Origin of the sequence: Metabacillus indicus (assembly GCF_046603695.1) — a bacterium.
In the GTDB taxonomy this organism is placed as follows: domain Bacteria; phylum Bacillota; class Bacilli; order Bacillales; family Bacillaceae; genus Bacillus_P; species Bacillus_P indicus.
Map to the genome: position 1 here is coordinate 2,113,958 of NZ_CP176757.1, position 17,246 is coordinate 2,131,203.

Below are 17,246 nucleotides of genomic sequence, written 5' to 3' on the forward strand. Positions count from 1 at the left end.
GCTTCCCTCTGAAGGATTCAGTATGTATCCTTTTATCCGGAGAGGAGATGTATGCAGATTTGGTGTATTTGAAACCGTCAGTAAAGGAGAAATCCTGCTTTTTCACACAGAGGAAGGAAGGTTAGTTGCTCATCGCTACTATAAGAAAAAAGAGGAGCACTATTTTTTTAAGGGCGACACAAACGAATGCCTGGATTCGCCCGTACAAAAAGGACAAATCATCGGAAAATTGATCTCCATTAAGAAGAAAAAGATGGTTGTCCAAATGGATCGATTCTTTCCGAAATCCTATGGCTTTGCCGTTTCATCAACACATTTAACTGCAAGGCTTTTTCGGTTTTTACTGAGGAGAAAGCTTGGAGATGACTCGTATGTTTAGCAGGCTTATAACTTTTAAAAAAATGTTCTTAATTGAAGACATCAAACGAACGTTTGCTCTTTTGGGCCCGTATCTTATAAAGTACAAAGCCTCTTATTTCGCACTCTTTACAATAACGATATTACAAATTTTTTTAACGCTTGGATTTGCCTGGTTTTTCGGTACAATGACGGACGCGGCTGTTCAAAACAGGATGGATGTATTTAAATGGCTTGTTCCTGCAGGAATTGGATTATTAACTGCGAGTTTGACTCTTTCTTATCATTACACGATTTTAGAAAGCAAGACCATCAATGTTATAAAATTAGAATTAAAAGACAAAGTCCTTACTCATATTCTCCATATGTCCCCTTCAAAAATGAACAGCCTGCGTACTGGGGACCTGATGACACATTTTACAAACGACATTCAAAGCACAGAAGGAGTCATTGGAAGCAACTTGCTTTACCTTCTTCAGCTCCCCTTAACTTTTATTGCTGTAACTGTTTATATGTTTCAAATTAACTGGCAAATGTCTTTAATTGGATTTGCCGTCATACCTGCAGCCATTTTCGTGGGAGGATTCTTTGGGATTTTGCTTAGAAACAACAGCAGAACGATGTTTCATCAAATAAGCAGCATCAACAGCTCCCTGCACGATATTTTTCAAGGAATGCCGGTCATCCGTTCATTTCTTCTCGAAAAAAAAATGGCTCACAAGCAGCAGCAATCTAATCGTGCTCTTTATCATCTGGAGATGAAAAATGCAAAATTACGGGGGTTGTTTTATATAGGAGGAGAGGCTATTACTTCTATTACCTATGTAACTGGCCTATGTCTTGGAGCATACTTCGTCTCTCAATCTATGATGACAGTTGGTTCGCTGCTGACATTCGTCACTCTTATGCAGCACTTAATCTCCCCTCTGACAGGTCTGGCAGGAACATGGGGAAACTTTCAAAGCTCTGCAACAGCTGTAGAAAGACTATCTGCCGTATTAAGTGAGCCCCATGAAAGCCATGATACTGTCTTTGAGCAGTCACGATTTAGTGGCGCTATCATGCTTAAAGATATTTGTTTTGCATATGAAAGAGAGGAAGTTATTCAAGACTTCTCACTAAACATCCCAGCGGGAAAAACAGTTGCAATAGTCGGGCCAAGCGGAGCGGGAAAAACAACCCTCTTTCAACTCATACAAGGGTTTTACGAGCCACTTGCTGGAGATATTTTGCTGGATCATATACCCTTCTGCAAACTGAATAAATCTGAGATTAGACGGGCATTTTCTTTTGTCGCTCAGGAAACCTTTCTCTTTTCGGGCACTATAAGAGACAATCTCCTTCTTGCTAGAAGTGGAATAACAGAGCAAGAAATGATTGAAGCAGCAAATACTGCCAATATACACGAATTTATCATGACACTGCCAGATCAATATGAAACGGAAGTCGGGGAAAGAGGAGTTCGCTTATCCGGGGGCCAAAAACAGAGGCTGTCTATTGCAAGAGCCATATTAAAAAATGCACCTATCCTGCTTCTTGATGAAGCTACCTCAGCCTTGGACACTGAGAGTGAGGAATATATAAAGCAAGCACTACTGGCCATGCCAAACAAAACAACTCTTATCATCGCCCATCGCCTTTCAACTATCCAGCATGCAGATTTAATCGTTGTAATGGATAAAGGCAAAATTGTGCAGAGCGGAACACATCAAGAATTATCATCCATACCTGGGATGTATAAACGACTGCTGGGTACTCAGAATGCAGTGGAAGAGTATCCGCTCGCTAGGCAAATTATTTCATAAGGATGAAATTCACATGATTATTCCATTCGTAGAATCCATATATAACCACTCTTCATTGAGACAGAACGACTTTGACTACCATAAGCTTAAGGATGATATTCAGCATTTTTCAATCGAGCCGCAAATCTATGCACTGTTAAACAAGAAGGCATGCTTAGATGACACACCCGCTTTTTTCGTGCATTTTTTGAAAAAAGGGAGTGAAACAGCATTTATTCAAAACCTTTTTCTAAAAAGTCAAATGGAAAAAGTTCTGTGCCGCTTTGAAGATCAGCAAATCGAAACAATTCCATTAAAAGGTGTCTACTTTTCAGAAACATACTTTGGCCATTTGGCTGCGAGATCAACATCTGATATCGACTTGCTGATCCGAAAAAAAGATCTAAAAAAAATTGACAATATTCTGAAATTGTCCGGATTCACACTTGAATCGGATGGACCTAAAAATCATTTCCATTGCAGCTACATAAAACATCTACCTGGCTCCCCAATCCCGCTGCAAGTGGAAATCCATTGGGACATTTTAAAAGAAAACACATCCAGTTTCGACATAAATACCTTTTGGGAGTCATCCATACCAATTTCTCCAAATCGGTACATTAAGCATCTCTCCCATCAGCATACATTTTACCTAATGGTCCTGCACGCCTGGCGCCACAACCTTGACTCGTTAAGACACTTCCTTGATATTCTGCAAATGACAGAGTTCTTAGAAAATCAACTAAACGTAGCAGATCTCTACAGTCAGGCTAAAAAAGATGGAACTTTAAAAAGAGTACAAAGAACATTAAACATAACCAAACAACTATTTGACAAATGTTCATTGACTCATGCCTATGCGGTGAATAACAATTACGGTAAATGGTGGGAATATGAAAAAATCAGGTATCGTGACTACAGGAGTTTGAAAGTTTATATGGATTGGGTGGATTTTGTTTGGTTTGGGAGAGACAGAAGGAATTAATTTAATTGTAATAGCACTTACAATAATGTGAGTGTTTTTTATTATGTAATTATGCTTCTAATAAACGAGATGAATCGTTTGCTACTCACTCTTACAATGAGCCTGTTAATATAGTTTTAACTTGAAATATTGCTTAAAATATTGATAGATAAGTGACTGCTTTTTAAGAGGGGGCTTTTTATTGTTTGATAAAAGGCCTTTAATTACCTTCTTATTACTTATAATACTCTCTATATGAAATTTTACTGGAACAAGCGAAGTTCCCGGACCAATGAGTTCCTCCCCAACTTTGTCTACGTGAAGTCCAAAGGATATTTTTAGCATCCTAAAGAACTTCTTTTCAATCAGAGCAATATAATATCTTGGGCTGTACTGCCTGGCATGATAGTAAAAAACATATAAAAACAAATAAAAGTAACCCTTTCTTTGATACTCTTGTTTTATACATAGTTTATCAATCTCCCAAATTCTCTTGTAGTAGTTTTTAAACTCAGGTAGAAGTGAAAAGGATATTTCGGTCTTTCCTTCTACCGTACTGTGGGGATTATTGGGGTGATAAGGGATAAACTCAATGGTTCCAATAATTTCACGGTTATTGTTTTCCCCAAGAACGATTAAATACCTCACACCATGTTCAGAATAAGGATCGTTAAACCATCCCATCTTTGAACAAAGGAATTCCCATGTGTTCTCAAACTCTTTCTGCTGTTTTTCATTACAGACCGCTTCTATGAAAGGACGTCTCAACTCATCACCTCTAAATAGTAAATGTACTAGCAAAAAAAGCCCTTGTCCTCTCAGAATCAGGGCTTTTTTTATCTTATTTCAGCTGTCTAATTCCGGGGGGCAATCTGGATCACCCTTATCAGGCGGTTCCCACCCTTTGAATGTATTTGAAACATCGAGTATTTCTAAAGCTGGGATTTTCCAAAACTCTTTCATACTTATCACCTCCTTTCAAATTACGAATCATTTGACTTTAATACTTGCCTCATGCTGACGATGAACAAGATTGCCAAAAACCGTTTTTTTGTCATTCGCTAGCTGCTGATAGGGACCCTGCTGTACAACCTCACCGTTTTCCAAAACAATTACCTGGTCTGCGTTTCTAATTGTTGAGAGTCTGTGTGCAATAACCACAATTGTCATTTGACCTTTAAGGTGATCAATGGCTTCCTGAATACTTGATTCATTTTCAGTATCAAGCGCACTAGTTGCTTCATCTAAAACTAAGATAGATGGTTTTCTTAATATGGCTCTCGCCAGGACAATTCTCTGTCTCTCCCCTCCGGAAAGCCGGACTCCTCTGTCACCTAATTTCGTATCTAGGCCATGTGGAAGATTTTTGACAAACTCGGAGGCAGAAGCAAAACGAAGTGCGTCCCAAAGCTCACTGTCATCGGCATTTTCTGCAACCATCTGCAGATTTTCCCGGATGGAGCCATTAAATAAAAATGGCTCCTGCGGCACATAACTTACAGACTTGCGCAAAGCTTTGGCATTTGCAGAGGTCAGTTTCATCCCGTCTACTAATACTTCTCCGTATTCAGGAGTATTCAATCCCATAAGAATATCAATTAATGTACTTTTGCCTGCTCCTGATCTTCCGGCCACAGCGGTCATTTTATTGATGGGAATCATAATTGAGATGTTTTTCAGCGCGAACTCACAGCTACCGGAATAGCGGAAGGACACATCCTTCAATTCAATCTCTCTTTTTAAAATTAGAGGATTGATCTGCTCACTTGCTGAATTTGATTTTTCTTCCGATATCTCACACTCATTCTGAAGATTTTTGACAGCCTGAAAGGCAGGAAGCATCGTTGCAATTTGTTCAAGCGAACTTTGGATTCCCGCAACTCTTGGCCACAGCCTGGAAAAAATCACAATAATGAGCATGAGCTGTCCTGCCTGTGCATGAAACAGGTTTACTGCAATAAAAATGAAAGCTGCAATTAAGATTGAAGACGCTGCTTTGTAATAAAATTGTGAAGTTGCTTTAAGTGTTGAATACTCAATTTGTTCATTCTTCATACCAAGTGTAATTGAGCTGAACCAATTCATTTTAGCGCTCTCAAGAGTATTGCTTTTAATGTCCTTTATTCCATTAATCTGATCAGTAATTCCTGCCAGATATTCTTTACCAAGTGTATAATTTTTTCTGCCGAGAGCTAGTGAAGACTTTAAAAATCTTCGGTTTAAATAGACAACTGCTGCACCGCATACTAATAAAAACACCGTTATGCTTGGGGAAAGTATAAGAGCAAACCCAATTTGTATTATTGTAAAAAAGAGCGATGCCAAAAATTGCAGCAGCGAGTGTGTGCCTGCATTAGAACGTGCGATCTCGGCAGTAAGTATGTTAATTAAATCTGATTTTCTGTTTCTCAGAAAAAAGCTCCAATTTGCCCGCAGCAATGACTGGTACGTTTGCACTCTTAAATATCGAAAGAAGCTATGCTGAATTTTCACATTTTCAATTGTAATCTTTCTGTGAAGGAAATTCTGTAAAACAGAAATCGCTACAAATAAAACGAGAACCACGGCTAACCCCATATTTTCCGGTAGGCTACTGAAATAAGAAAAAAAGGAAGTGAATGGCGTATTATTAAACTCAAGCTCAATAAGGCCGGTAAAGCTGATCATCGGGATTAGCAGCAATACACCGATTCCGTCAAGCAGACTTATAAACACAGTTGCAAACAAAAGGATGTAAAGACGCCTGCCTGAAAAAGAATGAATTTGTTTTAAAAAGTAAAGGATAAGATTCATGATTTCTGCCCCTTGAGATTACCTGATTCTTTGACGGCTTTCCTCCATGTCCAAAGGAAAGGATGCAGGATATAGTAAAGGGAATGATATTTTAAAGGCAGCGGCAATGTTTCTGCATCTTCTTGAAACGGGAATAAAAAACTTGCGAGGTGCATGATTTTTTGCTCTAATGACATCAGCGAAAATAGATAGGTAGAGTGATAAGAACTGATTTCCTCTGGTAATGGACAAGTATGAAGATTGATTTTGTTTTCCAGATAAAAAATGGCTGACTGGGCACTCTTTAGTTCTCTTCCTGCATCCACCATGACATTAAGGTCAGCAGGTATGGATGAATTGAGTAAATGTACAGCTAACGATACTGCCTGCTTCCCTTCTTTTAAAGAATGAAAAGAATTGAGTAAGCCTTCCGCCGTTTTCCAGTTTACATCCTGTTTTAGAATCCGCTGAATGTCTGTCAGCCACCTCAGCCTTGACCACCCATGTCTTCCGCCATGTTTGACGAGAAATGAAAATAAGTCTTCTTTTCCTAAAAAGTACAGCGGAGATTCAGATAATGAACTTCTTCTTTTATTCATCCAAAGGTGTTCAAATCCTGGTTCCCGCCCTGGTCCCGGGTGCAGTCGCCAGTGAATTTCAGCTTTAATTTTTTTAACGGGATGAAAATAAGTGAAATGATGATGTCTCCATTTCCAATCACCCAGAATCGTTTTAATGTATTCGTCCTTTACAAAGCCCATCCGCTGCAGTACTATTTCTGTCTGGCCCAGTTTGTCAAACGGTACAATAAAATCAAGGTCACTCGATGTTCTCAGAGAGAGATCACCATATAGGTCATGTGCGATAACAGGTCCCTTCAGAAAAAGAACACGTATTTTCTCATCCAGCAGATTTTGGCTCAATTCTTCCATTACCGAAGATAGATAAAGCATATGAAAGGTGTTGTTCCTGAATTTCCTTTCAAAGAATGAAAGAATATCTTCCGGCACTATCGTGTTTGGAAGCTCTCTGAGACGGGGATAGATTAGCGGGTATACACGATGATGTACACATAAACTTACAAAAACAGACCAATCCACCTTATGAAACAAGTTGATGCTTTTTTCTGCTAATTGCTCCTCCTCCTGATCTTTTAAGAGTTCAAGAATGACTTTTAACTCTCTCGGTACTTTCGATAATTCCAGTTTCATCATTCAATCCCTCCATGTGCTTTGCAAATTGAGCCACTACAGTAAACTTTTCCATTCCTTCGGCACCCGTTACGATGTATGAACCGCTTCTCAGCCATGCGTGGGCTGAAAGTTTGCCGTTTTCATCCCTGCCCGTTCCAAGATACATCGTGCTGTCAATCCCACGTTTTTCCAGCATTTTCATTGCAGCAATGGCTTTAACAAGGCACTGGCTTTCCCAAAATGTATAGTTGCTCATCACGTAAATTGCATGAGAAATGTGCTTGACTGTCTTTTGTTGAGAATCAATTGATTCATAGCCGGTTTCTTCCATGTGATTTCCTAGTGATGGAGCCACCTTTGCAAACGGAAGGCACTTTAGCAGGCGTCCGATTCCCAAATAATAAAAAGACTCAGCAAGCAAGAATTTTGTTTTTCTGTCCATACTATGAAAAAGCAGTAACTTTCTCAACTATACTCTGATCCTTTCTTAATCCAGATTTATCTTCACCAGATTTTCTTTGTTTAATTCCTCTAAAAATGTTAAAACCTGATTCTCGCAAACTTCCTTTTCTACCCGGTATTGCGCTGTCAGCAGTTCGATCAAATTCGAGAAAGGGATTGGTTTTTTGATCAAATCCCATATGATGCCGCCCATTTCCCCTAAATTATAATATTTTCCATTTTTAACACTAAGCATGACTTTCTCGCCGTTCATATTGCTTACTAGGTTTCCCTCAGTTTGACTAACTGTAAATTGGGTGGTGGTAATTGCAGCTGTACTCAAAACGAAACGCCTCCTTTAATTTCATCTAAAATTTGATCAGCAAGCTCAGGTGCTGTAAATGTAGCCTCAGGTCTTTCAAGCTGAAACATCATTATTTTTTCTGCTAAAGATGCGGATATGGCAAAATGCCATTCTATTAAATTCATGTTGGCAAGATAAAAATTCCGGTATGTATGCTTAAATAAAGTTTGCAGACAGTGCAATTTACTCAGTGGCCTGAACCGGATCTCAGCGCCTTCTGTTTTCGTTAACTCAAATATCCCGGCCAAAGGCAGCGAAGCCGATTCAAAATGATCCACCACAGGCACAGAATATTTAGTTTCTCTGTTGAAAATCTTTCTGTATTTTTCTGCATTCATGCCAAAAGCATCCAGGCTGTTGATCCATAGCTTCTGATGGGGATAAGCCGGTGTTACGTATGGAATTCCGTTTGAATGAAACGTTACAGGAATAACATCATCGGTCAGCAATGAACAGCCTCTATTTATTAAAGCGGAAGCAAGCGTGGATTTTCCCGCACCGGAGTCCCCGACTATGGCATATGCTTTTCCTCCTGAAGCAAACGCACTGCCATGAAGCGGAAGAATTCTTCTTTGCATCAGAATGGCTCCCATGCATGAACCGAGCAAATAGAGTCTGATCAAATCATCATCTGCATCATTTTCAGGCGCATAGAAAATCTCGCTCCCCTTAGAAACAAAAAAGATTCCAACTGTTTTAATATGAAACATAACAAAATTCTCATTGATCACAAAAGAACGGCCGCTGACAGAATGCTCTTGCCATAAAGAGCTCAACTCTCTTTTTTCAATCAGAATGTGGAAGGATGGTTCAGCATCCGGGAATACAGTGAGCTCCCTAAGCTGGATATCAGACTGGATAATAAAGCCGAAACCGCTGTACCTGCTGGCTTTTATTTGAATTGTATTCAAACAAACAACTCCCAAAAATGAAATAAATGGTATCTTCTTAAAAAGATACCCCTATTTTGATTGGATAAGGGTATCTTTTCAATTAAGTATTGGAATTAACTGTAATGAACTGTTTCATCTTGATCTGGCTGAACAGCATCAGGAGTTTTCAAACCCGGTCCTGCCATCGTCAGACTTACATCTAGCACTTCAAGTGCCGGAGCCTGCCACGTTTTCATACAATCACCTCCCTTCAAATAGTGTAAGAAACCGGTAGAGAATCAAGCATCTCATAAGGACCCTGAATTCAAATTCGAAAATTAAGCCCGGCTTAAATTCACCGGAAATTTTTTTGAGATAGTCCTTCAGTAAAGGCTGGTTTAGCATCGACACGATTCTTGGTGCATCAAGGGCATGATTTACTTCTTGAATGAAGCTCTCCCATTCAGCTTTCATACGGTGCACACCGTCGGCGCCCTGCACACCTCTTGATTTTTGATTCAGTCTGATCTCATCGGGAAGCCAGCCGTTTGTTGCACGGCGCACCAATGATCTGTCCCGTCCATTTTGGACATATTGATCATCAGGAACAGAAAGACAGAACTGAACAACCCGAAGATCATTCGTGGGGTCCCTCTCCCATAGAGCATGTCTGAGTGACAATTTTGTGCCGATGGTGCCGTTTAATGCCCATATATGAGACTGCTCAAATTGAAGCCGTTTCATTTGATAGGCATCTGTAATGCCGATACCCGTAACATCAATTCCCCTTTCATTTAAATGGCTGAAAACATCATTTTTTTCTGCAAACTGAGAATTAATCCAAACGGGAAAACCTTCAGAAGCATCACGATCAATCCATTTTGAAACAGAAGGAAACGCTTTTTTTCTAACGAACTTCATTATTCTCATTTGATCGACGCCGATATGCTGACTGTACAGCTTTATTTCTTTATAAAGAACGAAAAAGCTGCACTTTTTCAATAGTCTTGCATAATGATCCAGGGCAGGTCCAAACGATATGGTCCAATTCCCTCTCTGCCCGTTCAGCAGGATCCCAATATTTTGAGCAGCTGCCTGTTCATAGATTCCTTTTATCCAAAACGAATTCTCAAAAAATTTGTACGGCATCTCCATAATATCCAGCCATTCATCTATTTCTGAGTACGGATTGCTTTTCGGAAAACTTGAATATTGATCATTTATGTTGCCGACGTAATCGACGGTTGATTTTATATGAGGCCGTTCATCGGCAACTCTGTACCTATGCGTCCAGTCAGAGAATCCATCAACAGGCACATAGCTGAATGTCTGGAGGGTCTGCTTTTTTTCAAGCAGAGCACGTGCTGCAAAACTGGCGACCGTTCCTGAGTCCAGTCCCCCGCTCAGCTGTGCCCCTACACCCTTTCTTGATCTGATCCTGTCTGCTACCGCCCGCTTGAACACGTCTCTGAACGCTTCTTCATATTCACCATTTGAAGCTAAGTGTAATTTGTAAGAGTAGTCGAACCAATGATACCTCTTCACCTTCATCACGCCGTTTTTTATAGATAAAGAATGGCCCGGAGGCACTTGAAACACTTCCTTGTAAACCGTCTCTTCTGCAGTGCTTGAATCGCTGGTCACAGGTATCGCGACGAATTCTGCCATCCACTTCTCGTTCACTTCTTTCTTCTGCCCAGCTGAGAACAAAGGTTCAATAATCGTGCTGAATACAAATTTCCTCGAATTATTGAAGTAATACAATGTTCTGGAACCGGAAAAATCACGTGCAGCGAATAACTTGTTTTTATGAGCATCCCATATGACGAACGCAAAGTCTCCAATTATGTATTTAGGGGCGTCTTCTCCCCATTTTCTATACGCCATCAGGATCAGCTGGCTGTCTGTTATGCCTGTAAAAGTCCGATCTTCAGACAGCATCTCGATTAATTCTGTTCTATTGTCAATGATGGCATCGGCCGTTATGGCGAATCCGGATACAGAATCATAAAAAGGAAGTACCTCTCCGACTGCTTCAGGTGTAATCCACTGTGCATGACAGCCAAAGAATACATGTTCCTTATGCCAGAGCCTGATATCATCAGAAGGGAATTTGCTGAGTACACTCATCATCTTTTCCGCTTCTTCATAACGAACATCTTTGTTATGAAGGTCCACTATTCCAACTATGGCGCTCATGGCGTCACTCCTACGAATATGCCTCTTCTAAGCGAACAGTCACATAAATTCATTCTATATTAAGAACGATACATTACTATTGATCTAATTGCAACAAGATTTTACAGGATTAATCAAATTATTTGTAATTCTTTATCCAAATACGTTTCTGTCTGGTTCATTTGCCATTTCCATGAATCTCTGCACATATCTTCTAAGCTTTTTTTTGCATTCCATTGAAGTAAGATCCTTGCTTTAGAACAATCGGCATAGCTGACAGCAGCGTCTCCCTTTCTTCGTTCCGATAATTGGAAAGGTATCTTTTTTCCAGAAACCTTTTCAAACATCCGAACAATTTCAAGGACACTGTAGCCCTGTCCAGTTCCAAGATTAAACGCCTCTATTCCATTAGAACAAGCAACAGCTTCCAATGCTTTTAAATGTCCTGCAGCAAGGTCAGCAACATGAATATAATCTCTGATCCCCGTACCATCCTTAGTGTCATAATCACTCCCAAAAATGGACAGACACGTTCTTTTACCTGCCGCAACCTGAGTTACATAAGGAAAGAGATTGTTGGGAGTACCCTTTGGACTTTCACCTAACAAACCGCTTGGATGTGCTCCTACGGGATTAAAATAGCGAAGTATTGCAATGCTCCATTCATGATCCGATGAATAAATATCTCTTAGCATTTCTTCAATAAACAGCTTTGTTCTTCCATAAGGATTTGAAGCACTAAGCGGCATATCCTCTTTCAACGGAACCTTATTATGTGATCCGTATACCGTGGCTGAAGAACTGAATACTAGTTTTTTGATTTCGTATTTCTTCATTAACTTAAATAAAGTTAAGGACCCTGAGATATTATTATAATAGTAATTTAATGGAACAGATACAGATTCACCGACTGCCTTATGGCCTGCAAAGTGAATGACGGCATCAAAATGATGCTCGAGAAAAATTTTTTCCATCTTCATCTCATCCGTTATATCTTCTTTGATAAAAATCAAATCTTTTCCGGTAATTTCCTTTACTCTTACTAATGAGCTCTCATTGGAGTTGCTTAGATTATCTACTACTACAATTTCGTGACCTGAAAGCAGCAGTTCTGCACAGGTATGCGATCCTATATAGCCTGCTCCACCTGAAACTAGAATTTTCATCGTATCACTCCTTAAGATTATGCTCTTAAAAAAAATCAGGAAGACTGATCATTAAGATGGTTCTTTATAAAGAACGATTTTATACAGCTTACCTGAATATCAATATCAATATTAATTCAATTAACAGGAAACGTTTTTCAAAAACAGACAGAGAAAAACTCACCTTTTTAATGTGAGTTTGCCGTTACTGGTTAGATTTTTTTTACAGTTACGAACAAAGGAGTTTGCATGTAATAATTTATTTGCAGCACATTTGGTGAAACGATTGTTATAACCGGATAAACAAGCTGGTTACCCTGAGCTAAACATTGAATGAATACCTCTGATGATCCCAAATTATGGTTAATTGCAGCAGAGTAGCGATTTCCTTCTGGTGTGAGATTTACTGTTGTTTTAAAGGTATTCTCTATATCATAGCTAACGAAGATGCCAGGGTCTGCAGCAGGAAAAAGAATATTAGAGACTTTGTTCTCTGAAAAGATAATGTTTTTCATGGGTTTCACATTATTATAGTAGGCTATCGTCTTTGTTCCTCCGCCTGTGTAGGTTATACTCGAATTTTTGAGAAACAGTGTGAACACTGAAGCAACAACCGGTTTGTCATGATGAGTTAAATAGGAGAAAGAAGGGTTTTTAATTGAAATTTTACTGTTTGTCACTTTTATTGATCCGCTTGGCTGGTTGATGTCCGTCGCAAATAAATAAGTCAGTGAGGTTGAACTGATCTCGCAACTTTCCAATTCGATATCGGCTTTATACCCTGGAGTGTTAATATTTCCAGCCCTCATGACAGTATCGGCTAACATGCAATTGTACAGATTCAGCTGTCTATTTTTTGTGCCGAAAATCAGATTAATCAATAGACAGTTGAAAAAGGATGATTCTTGAATATTTACTGCCTCATCTGCAGATGTTCCATTTATTGTCTGAATAGTTATTTTCAAGTTATTAAATGTACAGTTTTTGAACTCATATACTTTAGACGTACAATCTCTCCATATGGCTGAATCAATTATGCAATCTTCAAGTTTGTATGCAGTAATCGAAAAAGCCCCTGCCATATTGACATATTTTATCAGATTGTTTTTAAAAGTATTGTTCACCCTGCTCGTTCCCATGTGGATAGAAGGAACGTCTACCAAAATATTGTCTGTAAAATTCAGCTGATAGGATGAGTTGTTGCCAAAAGAAAAGTTGCCTCCCTTAAAACTGTTCTCCTGAATATTAACAAATGCATGATCGAAATTGGAAGACATCAATCCTATATTTGTGGCGCAATTATAAATAAAGTTCCCCTTAATATTTGCAAATGATAAACTGTACAGATTGATGCCGATTCCATCCATATTGTAGATGTGGTTGTTTTCAATAAAAATGGTATAACAGCCTGCCAAAATACCGTTATTGCTGCCATAGATCAAATTATTTCTAATGTAATTGCTGTCTCCGTATGAATCTTCCTGGTTGATTCCATATCTGGTAGAGTCAATAAAGGTCGGTTTGCCGTCCAGGAAGCTGCTGCTCGCCTTTCCATTATCCCGAATCGTATTGTATTGAATAGCATTATAGCTTCCACCCAGTGTAATTCCGCCTCTATGCCCGTTGAAAATTTCATTTTGTTCTACTATATTGTGATGGGGGATCAAGCCGAATTTCAGCGTGATTTGCATGTTTTTTGCAGTGTTTGTCTCATTGAAAAAGACAAATCTCATCTTTGATGCAGCTGTCGGAATCGAGATGTCCTGGTAAATCTTTCTCCTTTTCAACACCCCAATAAAAGAATTGTCTGCCCTGTAGAAAAAGATGTCTGCCTCTTTAGTGGCTAGAGCTGTCAATCTCGTATAACCAGCCCCTGCAATAAGGAATGAACTGAAAGATACATCCGATGGGATGGAAATAAAAGCTGATGTTAAAGAATCAGCTGATGCAACAGGCTTTCCTGTCGTATAATCCAGACTGTTTAACGTGAATCCAAAATTAATACCTGCTAACTCTCTGAATGATGAACTCGTAAAAGTAACATTGTCCCCCATATAATCTCTTACTGTGCAGTTTTTTAATGAAGAATATTTTGTGCTTTTAGCGAATACAACACCATATGAATGCTCCATCCTTCTTTCCTCAGGGTTAACAAAACTGCGGTCTTCCCTGCAGCCAATGATTGTGCCGCCCTTTAGATGAGCGTCTGTTACATTCTCAAACTCAATGCTGTTTCCCTTGAAATTATAAAAATCAGCACTTTTTCTGGAATCGAAAGGTGATTTTCTGTCTGAATCAAAAATCACTTTAAGAGTTGATCCATTTAAATCAAAGATGAAATTGCTTATCATCTTAATGACTCTCGGATAACAGATAGCGTAGTTTCCCTTAGGTAAAACCGCCCCGCTGTATCCGTTGTTTTTTGCAAACGCCAATGCATTGTTTATTCCCTGTATATTTGCATCTGCTTTCAAATAATCGGCATTTGTATATGGTTTAACAGGAAATCCCTGGCTGATATTCCACCTGGCAAGTTCAATAGTATACATACAAACTATCCTTTCAAAATAGTGTAGTTTGTATAAGCTATGTTTGAATAATTCAAGCTGATTGGACGAAACAAGGTGAAATAGGGATTTTTATAATAAAAAGGTCCTATCCTAAGAGAGACCAAAGTATCACTAGAAACCCTTTTCAAGCAAGAATTGGTTGCAGTAATAGAGGTGTAAATCTAGTTATTTGTCAGCCTGCTATTGAATCAGCTGTTCGAACGGCTGATTTGATGCACTTGATAATCATTTCCTGTTCATCAGGTGTCATACTCGAACCCGATGGAAGACATACTCCTCTTTTGAACAAATCTTCAGATACAGCTTTGTCTTCATGGTGTGAATAGAATGGAGCATCTTTAAACAACGGCTGCAAATGAAGGGGTTTCCATACGTGTCGAGCCTCTATGTTTTCTTCCTCAAGAAGCTGAATCAGTTCCGACGAATTCAGGCCGAATTCCTGTTTATCGAGTGTCAGCGCCGTCAGCCATCTATTTGAGACAGAGTCAGCTAATTCTGGCATAAACTGAATACCCGGAAGACCTTGAAGCTGGTCTCTGTATGCTGAAAAAATTGCTCTTCGCGACCTGACTCGATCATCCAATACTTCAAGCTGACCACGCCCCACTCCGGCTAAAAGATTGCTCATGCGATAATTATAACCAATGTGGCTGTGTTCATAATAGGGGGCTTCATCTCTGGCCTGAGAGGCAAAAAACCTGGCTTTTTCAAGCTGCTCAATGTGATTGGAGACAAGCATGCCGCCTCCGGAAGTGCTGATGATTTTATTGCCATTAAATGAAAAAATGCCAAAGTGTCCGAACGTGCCGCTTTTTTTCCCTTTATAACTTGAACCGAGGGACTCTGCTGCGTCCTCGATTATTGGAACATCATAATACTTGCATATCGTACTGATTTCGTCCATTTTTGCACTTTGGCCATATAAATTGACTACAATAACAGCTCTGGGGATCTTCATGGTCCTTTCTGCTTCTTTGAAAGCCCGCGCTAATGCCTCCGGGGACATATTCCAGCTTTCAGGTTCTGAATCTATAAACACTGGTTCAGCACTTTCGTACAAAATAGGATTTGCACTGGCTACAAAAGTAAGTGAGGAGCAGAAGACAGTATCGTTTTTTTCAACTCCGAGTAATTTTAGAGCAAGGTGAATAGCCGCAGTCCCTGAGCTTAAAGCTACCGCTCCTTTAGAGCCAGAATAATCTGCGATTTCCTTTTCAAAAAAATCCACATTAGGACCGAGGGGTGCAAGCCAATTGCTTTCAAAAGCGTCGTTAATGTATTTCAGTTCATTCCCGCTCATGTGAGGAGGTGACAAAAATATTCTTTTTCTCATGACAGTTCTCCTTCTTATCTTTCAATAGATATCTAGCCGGATTGCCTGCTGCTTTTGTATGTTTTTCAATATCATGAATTACAACAGACCCCGCCCCAATTATGGCCCATTCTCCTACTGTCCTATTAGGAATAATTGTAGCTGAGGCCCCTATATGCGCACCGGCTCTAATTGTTACACCGCCAGTCAGAGTCGCATTGGGAGAGACATGAACGAAGTTCTGAATATGGTTGTCATGCTCAATAATAGAGCCTGAATTTACAATGCAGTGACTTCCGATTTTCGTATTGGCATTGATAATGCTGCCGGGCATCACAACAGTACCGGGTCCAATCTCTGAAGTAGGGCTAATTAATGCAGACGGATGAATCAGTGCTGCAAATTGATTATGATCAATGGCTAAACGATTTACGATGTTTGCCCGCACGCGGTTGTCACCAACAGCAACAAAAAAATAGACTTCAGGAAATTTTTTTGTTAGAAATGCGTAATCGGATATTCGCCCGTAATATACCCCATCAATTTCCTTTCTATCTTCCGTTTTATCATCTAAAACACCGCCAAGCTGATAAGTATTCTGTTTTTGAATGATGTCACGTATTACTCTGCTGTGTCCCCCGTCACCAATTACTGTAAGTATAGGTTTATTCACTGCCGGCACCCTTGAATTTTTGCGCCGTTGCAAAGCCAGGCTGATTGATTCCGTCTGATTTCAATACTTTTTTTAGCGTCATCAGCATAATTTTCACATCTAACAGATATGTCTGATTTTTAACATACCAAACATCAAGTTCAAATTTCTGCTCCCATGAAAGTGCATTTCGTCCATTCACCTGAGCCCATCCAGTGATACCTGGTTTGACTAAGTGCCTTTTAGCCTGCTCATGTGTATATAAAGGCAAATATTCCATCAGCAATGGTCTTGGACCGACCAAACTCAGCTCTCCTTTAAGAACATTGAAAAGCTGCGGCAATTCGTCAAGGCTGTATTTCCTCAAAAACCTTCCATAAGAAGTTAACCTTTCCTCATCTGATAATAAAAAGCCATTTTCGTCTTTCTGTTCCGTCATGGTACGGAACTTTAAAAGAGAAAATGGCTTGTTTCGATAACCAGGTCTTTTTTGCTTCAAAATGACAGGTGAACCCAAATCAACTTTGACGCCGATGGAAATAATCAAAAGTGGAAATGAAAATAAAAGGAGCAATAAACTTGAAGCAATTATATCTGTAATTCTTTTCATTTGATCACACTCTTTTCTTTAGTCATACATTT

General features: G+C 39.5%; 17 protein-coding genes. 3 read left to right on the forward strand and 14 right to left on the reverse strand.

Going from position 1 to position 17,246, the window contains the following annotated elements; all coding sequences use genetic code 11:
- Positions 1 to 22: 22 nt before the first annotated feature.
- Genes ACK1LH_RS10610 through ACK1LH_RS10620 form a run of 3 tightly spaced genes read left to right on the forward strand, consistent with a single transcriptional unit; the run spans position 23 to position 3,126 of the window.
- Positions 23 to 379, forward strand: coding sequence for a S24/S26 family peptidase (locus ACK1LH_RS10610; RefSeq protein ID WP_411332962.1), 357 nt, complete (start codon positions 23 to 25; stop codon positions 377 to 379).
- Positions 372 to 2,162, forward strand: coding sequence for an ABC transporter ATP-binding protein (locus ACK1LH_RS10615; RefSeq protein WP_411332963.1), 1,791 nt, complete (start codon positions 372 to 374; stop codon positions 2,160 to 2,162). Before ACK1LH_RS10610 ends, ACK1LH_RS10615 begins: the two co-directional genes overlap by 8 nt.
- A gap of 13 nt (positions 2,163 to 2,175) precedes the next feature.
- A complete protein-coding gene (locus tag ACK1LH_RS10620; protein ID WP_411332965.1) occupies positions 2,176 to 3,126 on the forward strand; it encodes a nucleotidyltransferase family protein in 951 nt (316 codons plus the stop codon).
- A 105-nt stretch (positions 3,127 to 3,231) separates the two neighbouring features.
- On the opposite strand, the gene ACK1LH_RS10625 is transcribed toward ACK1LH_RS10620, so the two are convergent.
- From ACK1LH_RS10625 to ACK1LH_RS10690, 14 genes are all read right to left on the reverse strand, one after another.
- Positions 3,232 to 3,873 (reverse strand): GNAT family N-acyltransferase, encoded by a 642-nt coding sequence (locus ACK1LH_RS10625; protein ID WP_411332967.1) that lies wholly within the window; start codon positions 3,871 to 3,873, stop codon positions 3,232 to 3,234.
- Between the two features lie 78 nt (positions 3,874 to 3,951).
- Positions 3,952 to 4,068 (reverse strand): paeninodin family lasso peptide, encoded by a 117-nt coding sequence (locus ACK1LH_RS10630; RefSeq protein WP_411332968.1) that lies wholly within the window; start codon positions 4,066 to 4,068, stop codon positions 3,952 to 3,954.
- 27 nt (positions 4,069 to 4,095) lie between these two features.
- Positions 4,096 to 5,898, reverse strand: coding sequence for an ABC transporter ATP-binding protein (locus ACK1LH_RS10635; protein WP_411332970.1), 1,803 nt, complete (start codon positions 5,896 to 5,898; stop codon positions 4,096 to 4,098).
- Positions 5,895 to 7,091, reverse strand: a complete 1,197-nt coding sequence (locus tag ACK1LH_RS10640; RefSeq protein ID WP_411332972.1) for a nucleotidyltransferase family protein — start codon at positions 7,089 to 7,091, stop codon at positions 5,895 to 5,897. Before ACK1LH_RS10640 ends, ACK1LH_RS10635 begins: the two co-directional genes overlap by 4 nt.
- Complete coding sequence (locus tag ACK1LH_RS10645; RefSeq protein ID WP_411335088.1) at positions 7,039 to 7,512, reverse strand: lasso peptide biosynthesis B2 protein; 474 nt, start codon at positions 7,510 to 7,512, stop codon at positions 7,039 to 7,041. Before ACK1LH_RS10645 ends, ACK1LH_RS10640 begins: the two co-directional genes overlap by 53 nt.
- 45 nt (positions 7,513 to 7,557) lie before the next feature.
- A complete protein-coding gene (locus ACK1LH_RS10650) occupies positions 7,558 to 7,854 on the reverse strand; it encodes a lasso peptide biosynthesis PqqD family chaperone (RefSeq protein WP_411332974.1) in 297 nt (98 codons plus the stop codon).
- Positions 7,851 to 8,786, reverse strand: a complete 936-nt coding sequence (locus tag ACK1LH_RS10655) for an aldolase (RefSeq protein ID WP_411332975.1) — start codon at positions 8,784 to 8,786, stop codon at positions 7,851 to 7,853. Before ACK1LH_RS10655 ends, ACK1LH_RS10650 begins: the two co-directional genes overlap by 4 nt.
- A 95-nt stretch (positions 8,787 to 8,881) precedes the next feature.
- A complete protein-coding gene (locus tag ACK1LH_RS10660; RefSeq protein WP_369733318.1) occupies positions 8,882 to 9,004 on the reverse strand; it encodes a paeninodin family lasso peptide in 123 nt (40 codons plus the stop codon).
- Between the two features lie 4 nt (positions 9,005 to 9,008).
- A complete protein-coding gene (locus ACK1LH_RS10665) occupies positions 9,009 to 10,946 on the reverse strand; it encodes an asparagine synthase-related protein (RefSeq protein WP_411332978.1) in 1,938 nt (645 codons plus the stop codon).
- Between the two features lie 113 nt (positions 10,947 to 11,059).
- Positions 11,060 to 12,091, reverse strand: coding sequence for a UDP-glucose 4-epimerase GalE (gene galE / locus ACK1LH_RS10670; RefSeq protein WP_411332979.1), 1,032 nt, complete (start codon positions 12,089 to 12,091; stop codon positions 11,060 to 11,062).
- A gap of 191 nt (positions 12,092 to 12,282) precedes the next feature.
- Positions 12,283 to 14,619 (reverse strand): right-handed parallel beta-helix repeat-containing protein, encoded by a 2,337-nt coding sequence (locus tag ACK1LH_RS10675; protein ID WP_411332981.1) that lies wholly within the window; start codon positions 14,617 to 14,619, stop codon positions 12,283 to 12,285.
- A 193-nt stretch (positions 14,620 to 14,812) separates the two neighbouring features.
- Positions 14,813 to 15,973 carry a DegT/DnrJ/EryC1/StrS family aminotransferase gene (locus ACK1LH_RS10680; RefSeq protein WP_411332982.1) on the reverse strand — a complete coding sequence of 387 codons (1,161 nt, stop codon included), beginning with the start codon at positions 15,971 to 15,973 and terminating at the stop codon, positions 14,813 to 14,815.
- Positions 15,927 to 16,625 (reverse strand): acetyltransferase, encoded by a 699-nt coding sequence (locus ACK1LH_RS10685; RefSeq protein WP_411332984.1) that lies wholly within the window; start codon positions 16,623 to 16,625, stop codon positions 15,927 to 15,929. Before ACK1LH_RS10685 ends, ACK1LH_RS10680 begins: the two co-directional genes overlap by 47 nt.
- A complete protein-coding gene (locus tag ACK1LH_RS10690; protein ID WP_411332986.1) occupies positions 16,618 to 17,214 on the reverse strand; it encodes a sugar transferase in 597 nt (198 codons plus the stop codon). The genes ACK1LH_RS10685 and ACK1LH_RS10690 overlap by 8 nt, the downstream gene beginning before the upstream one ends.
- Positions 17,215 to 17,246: the final 32 nt, after the last annotated feature.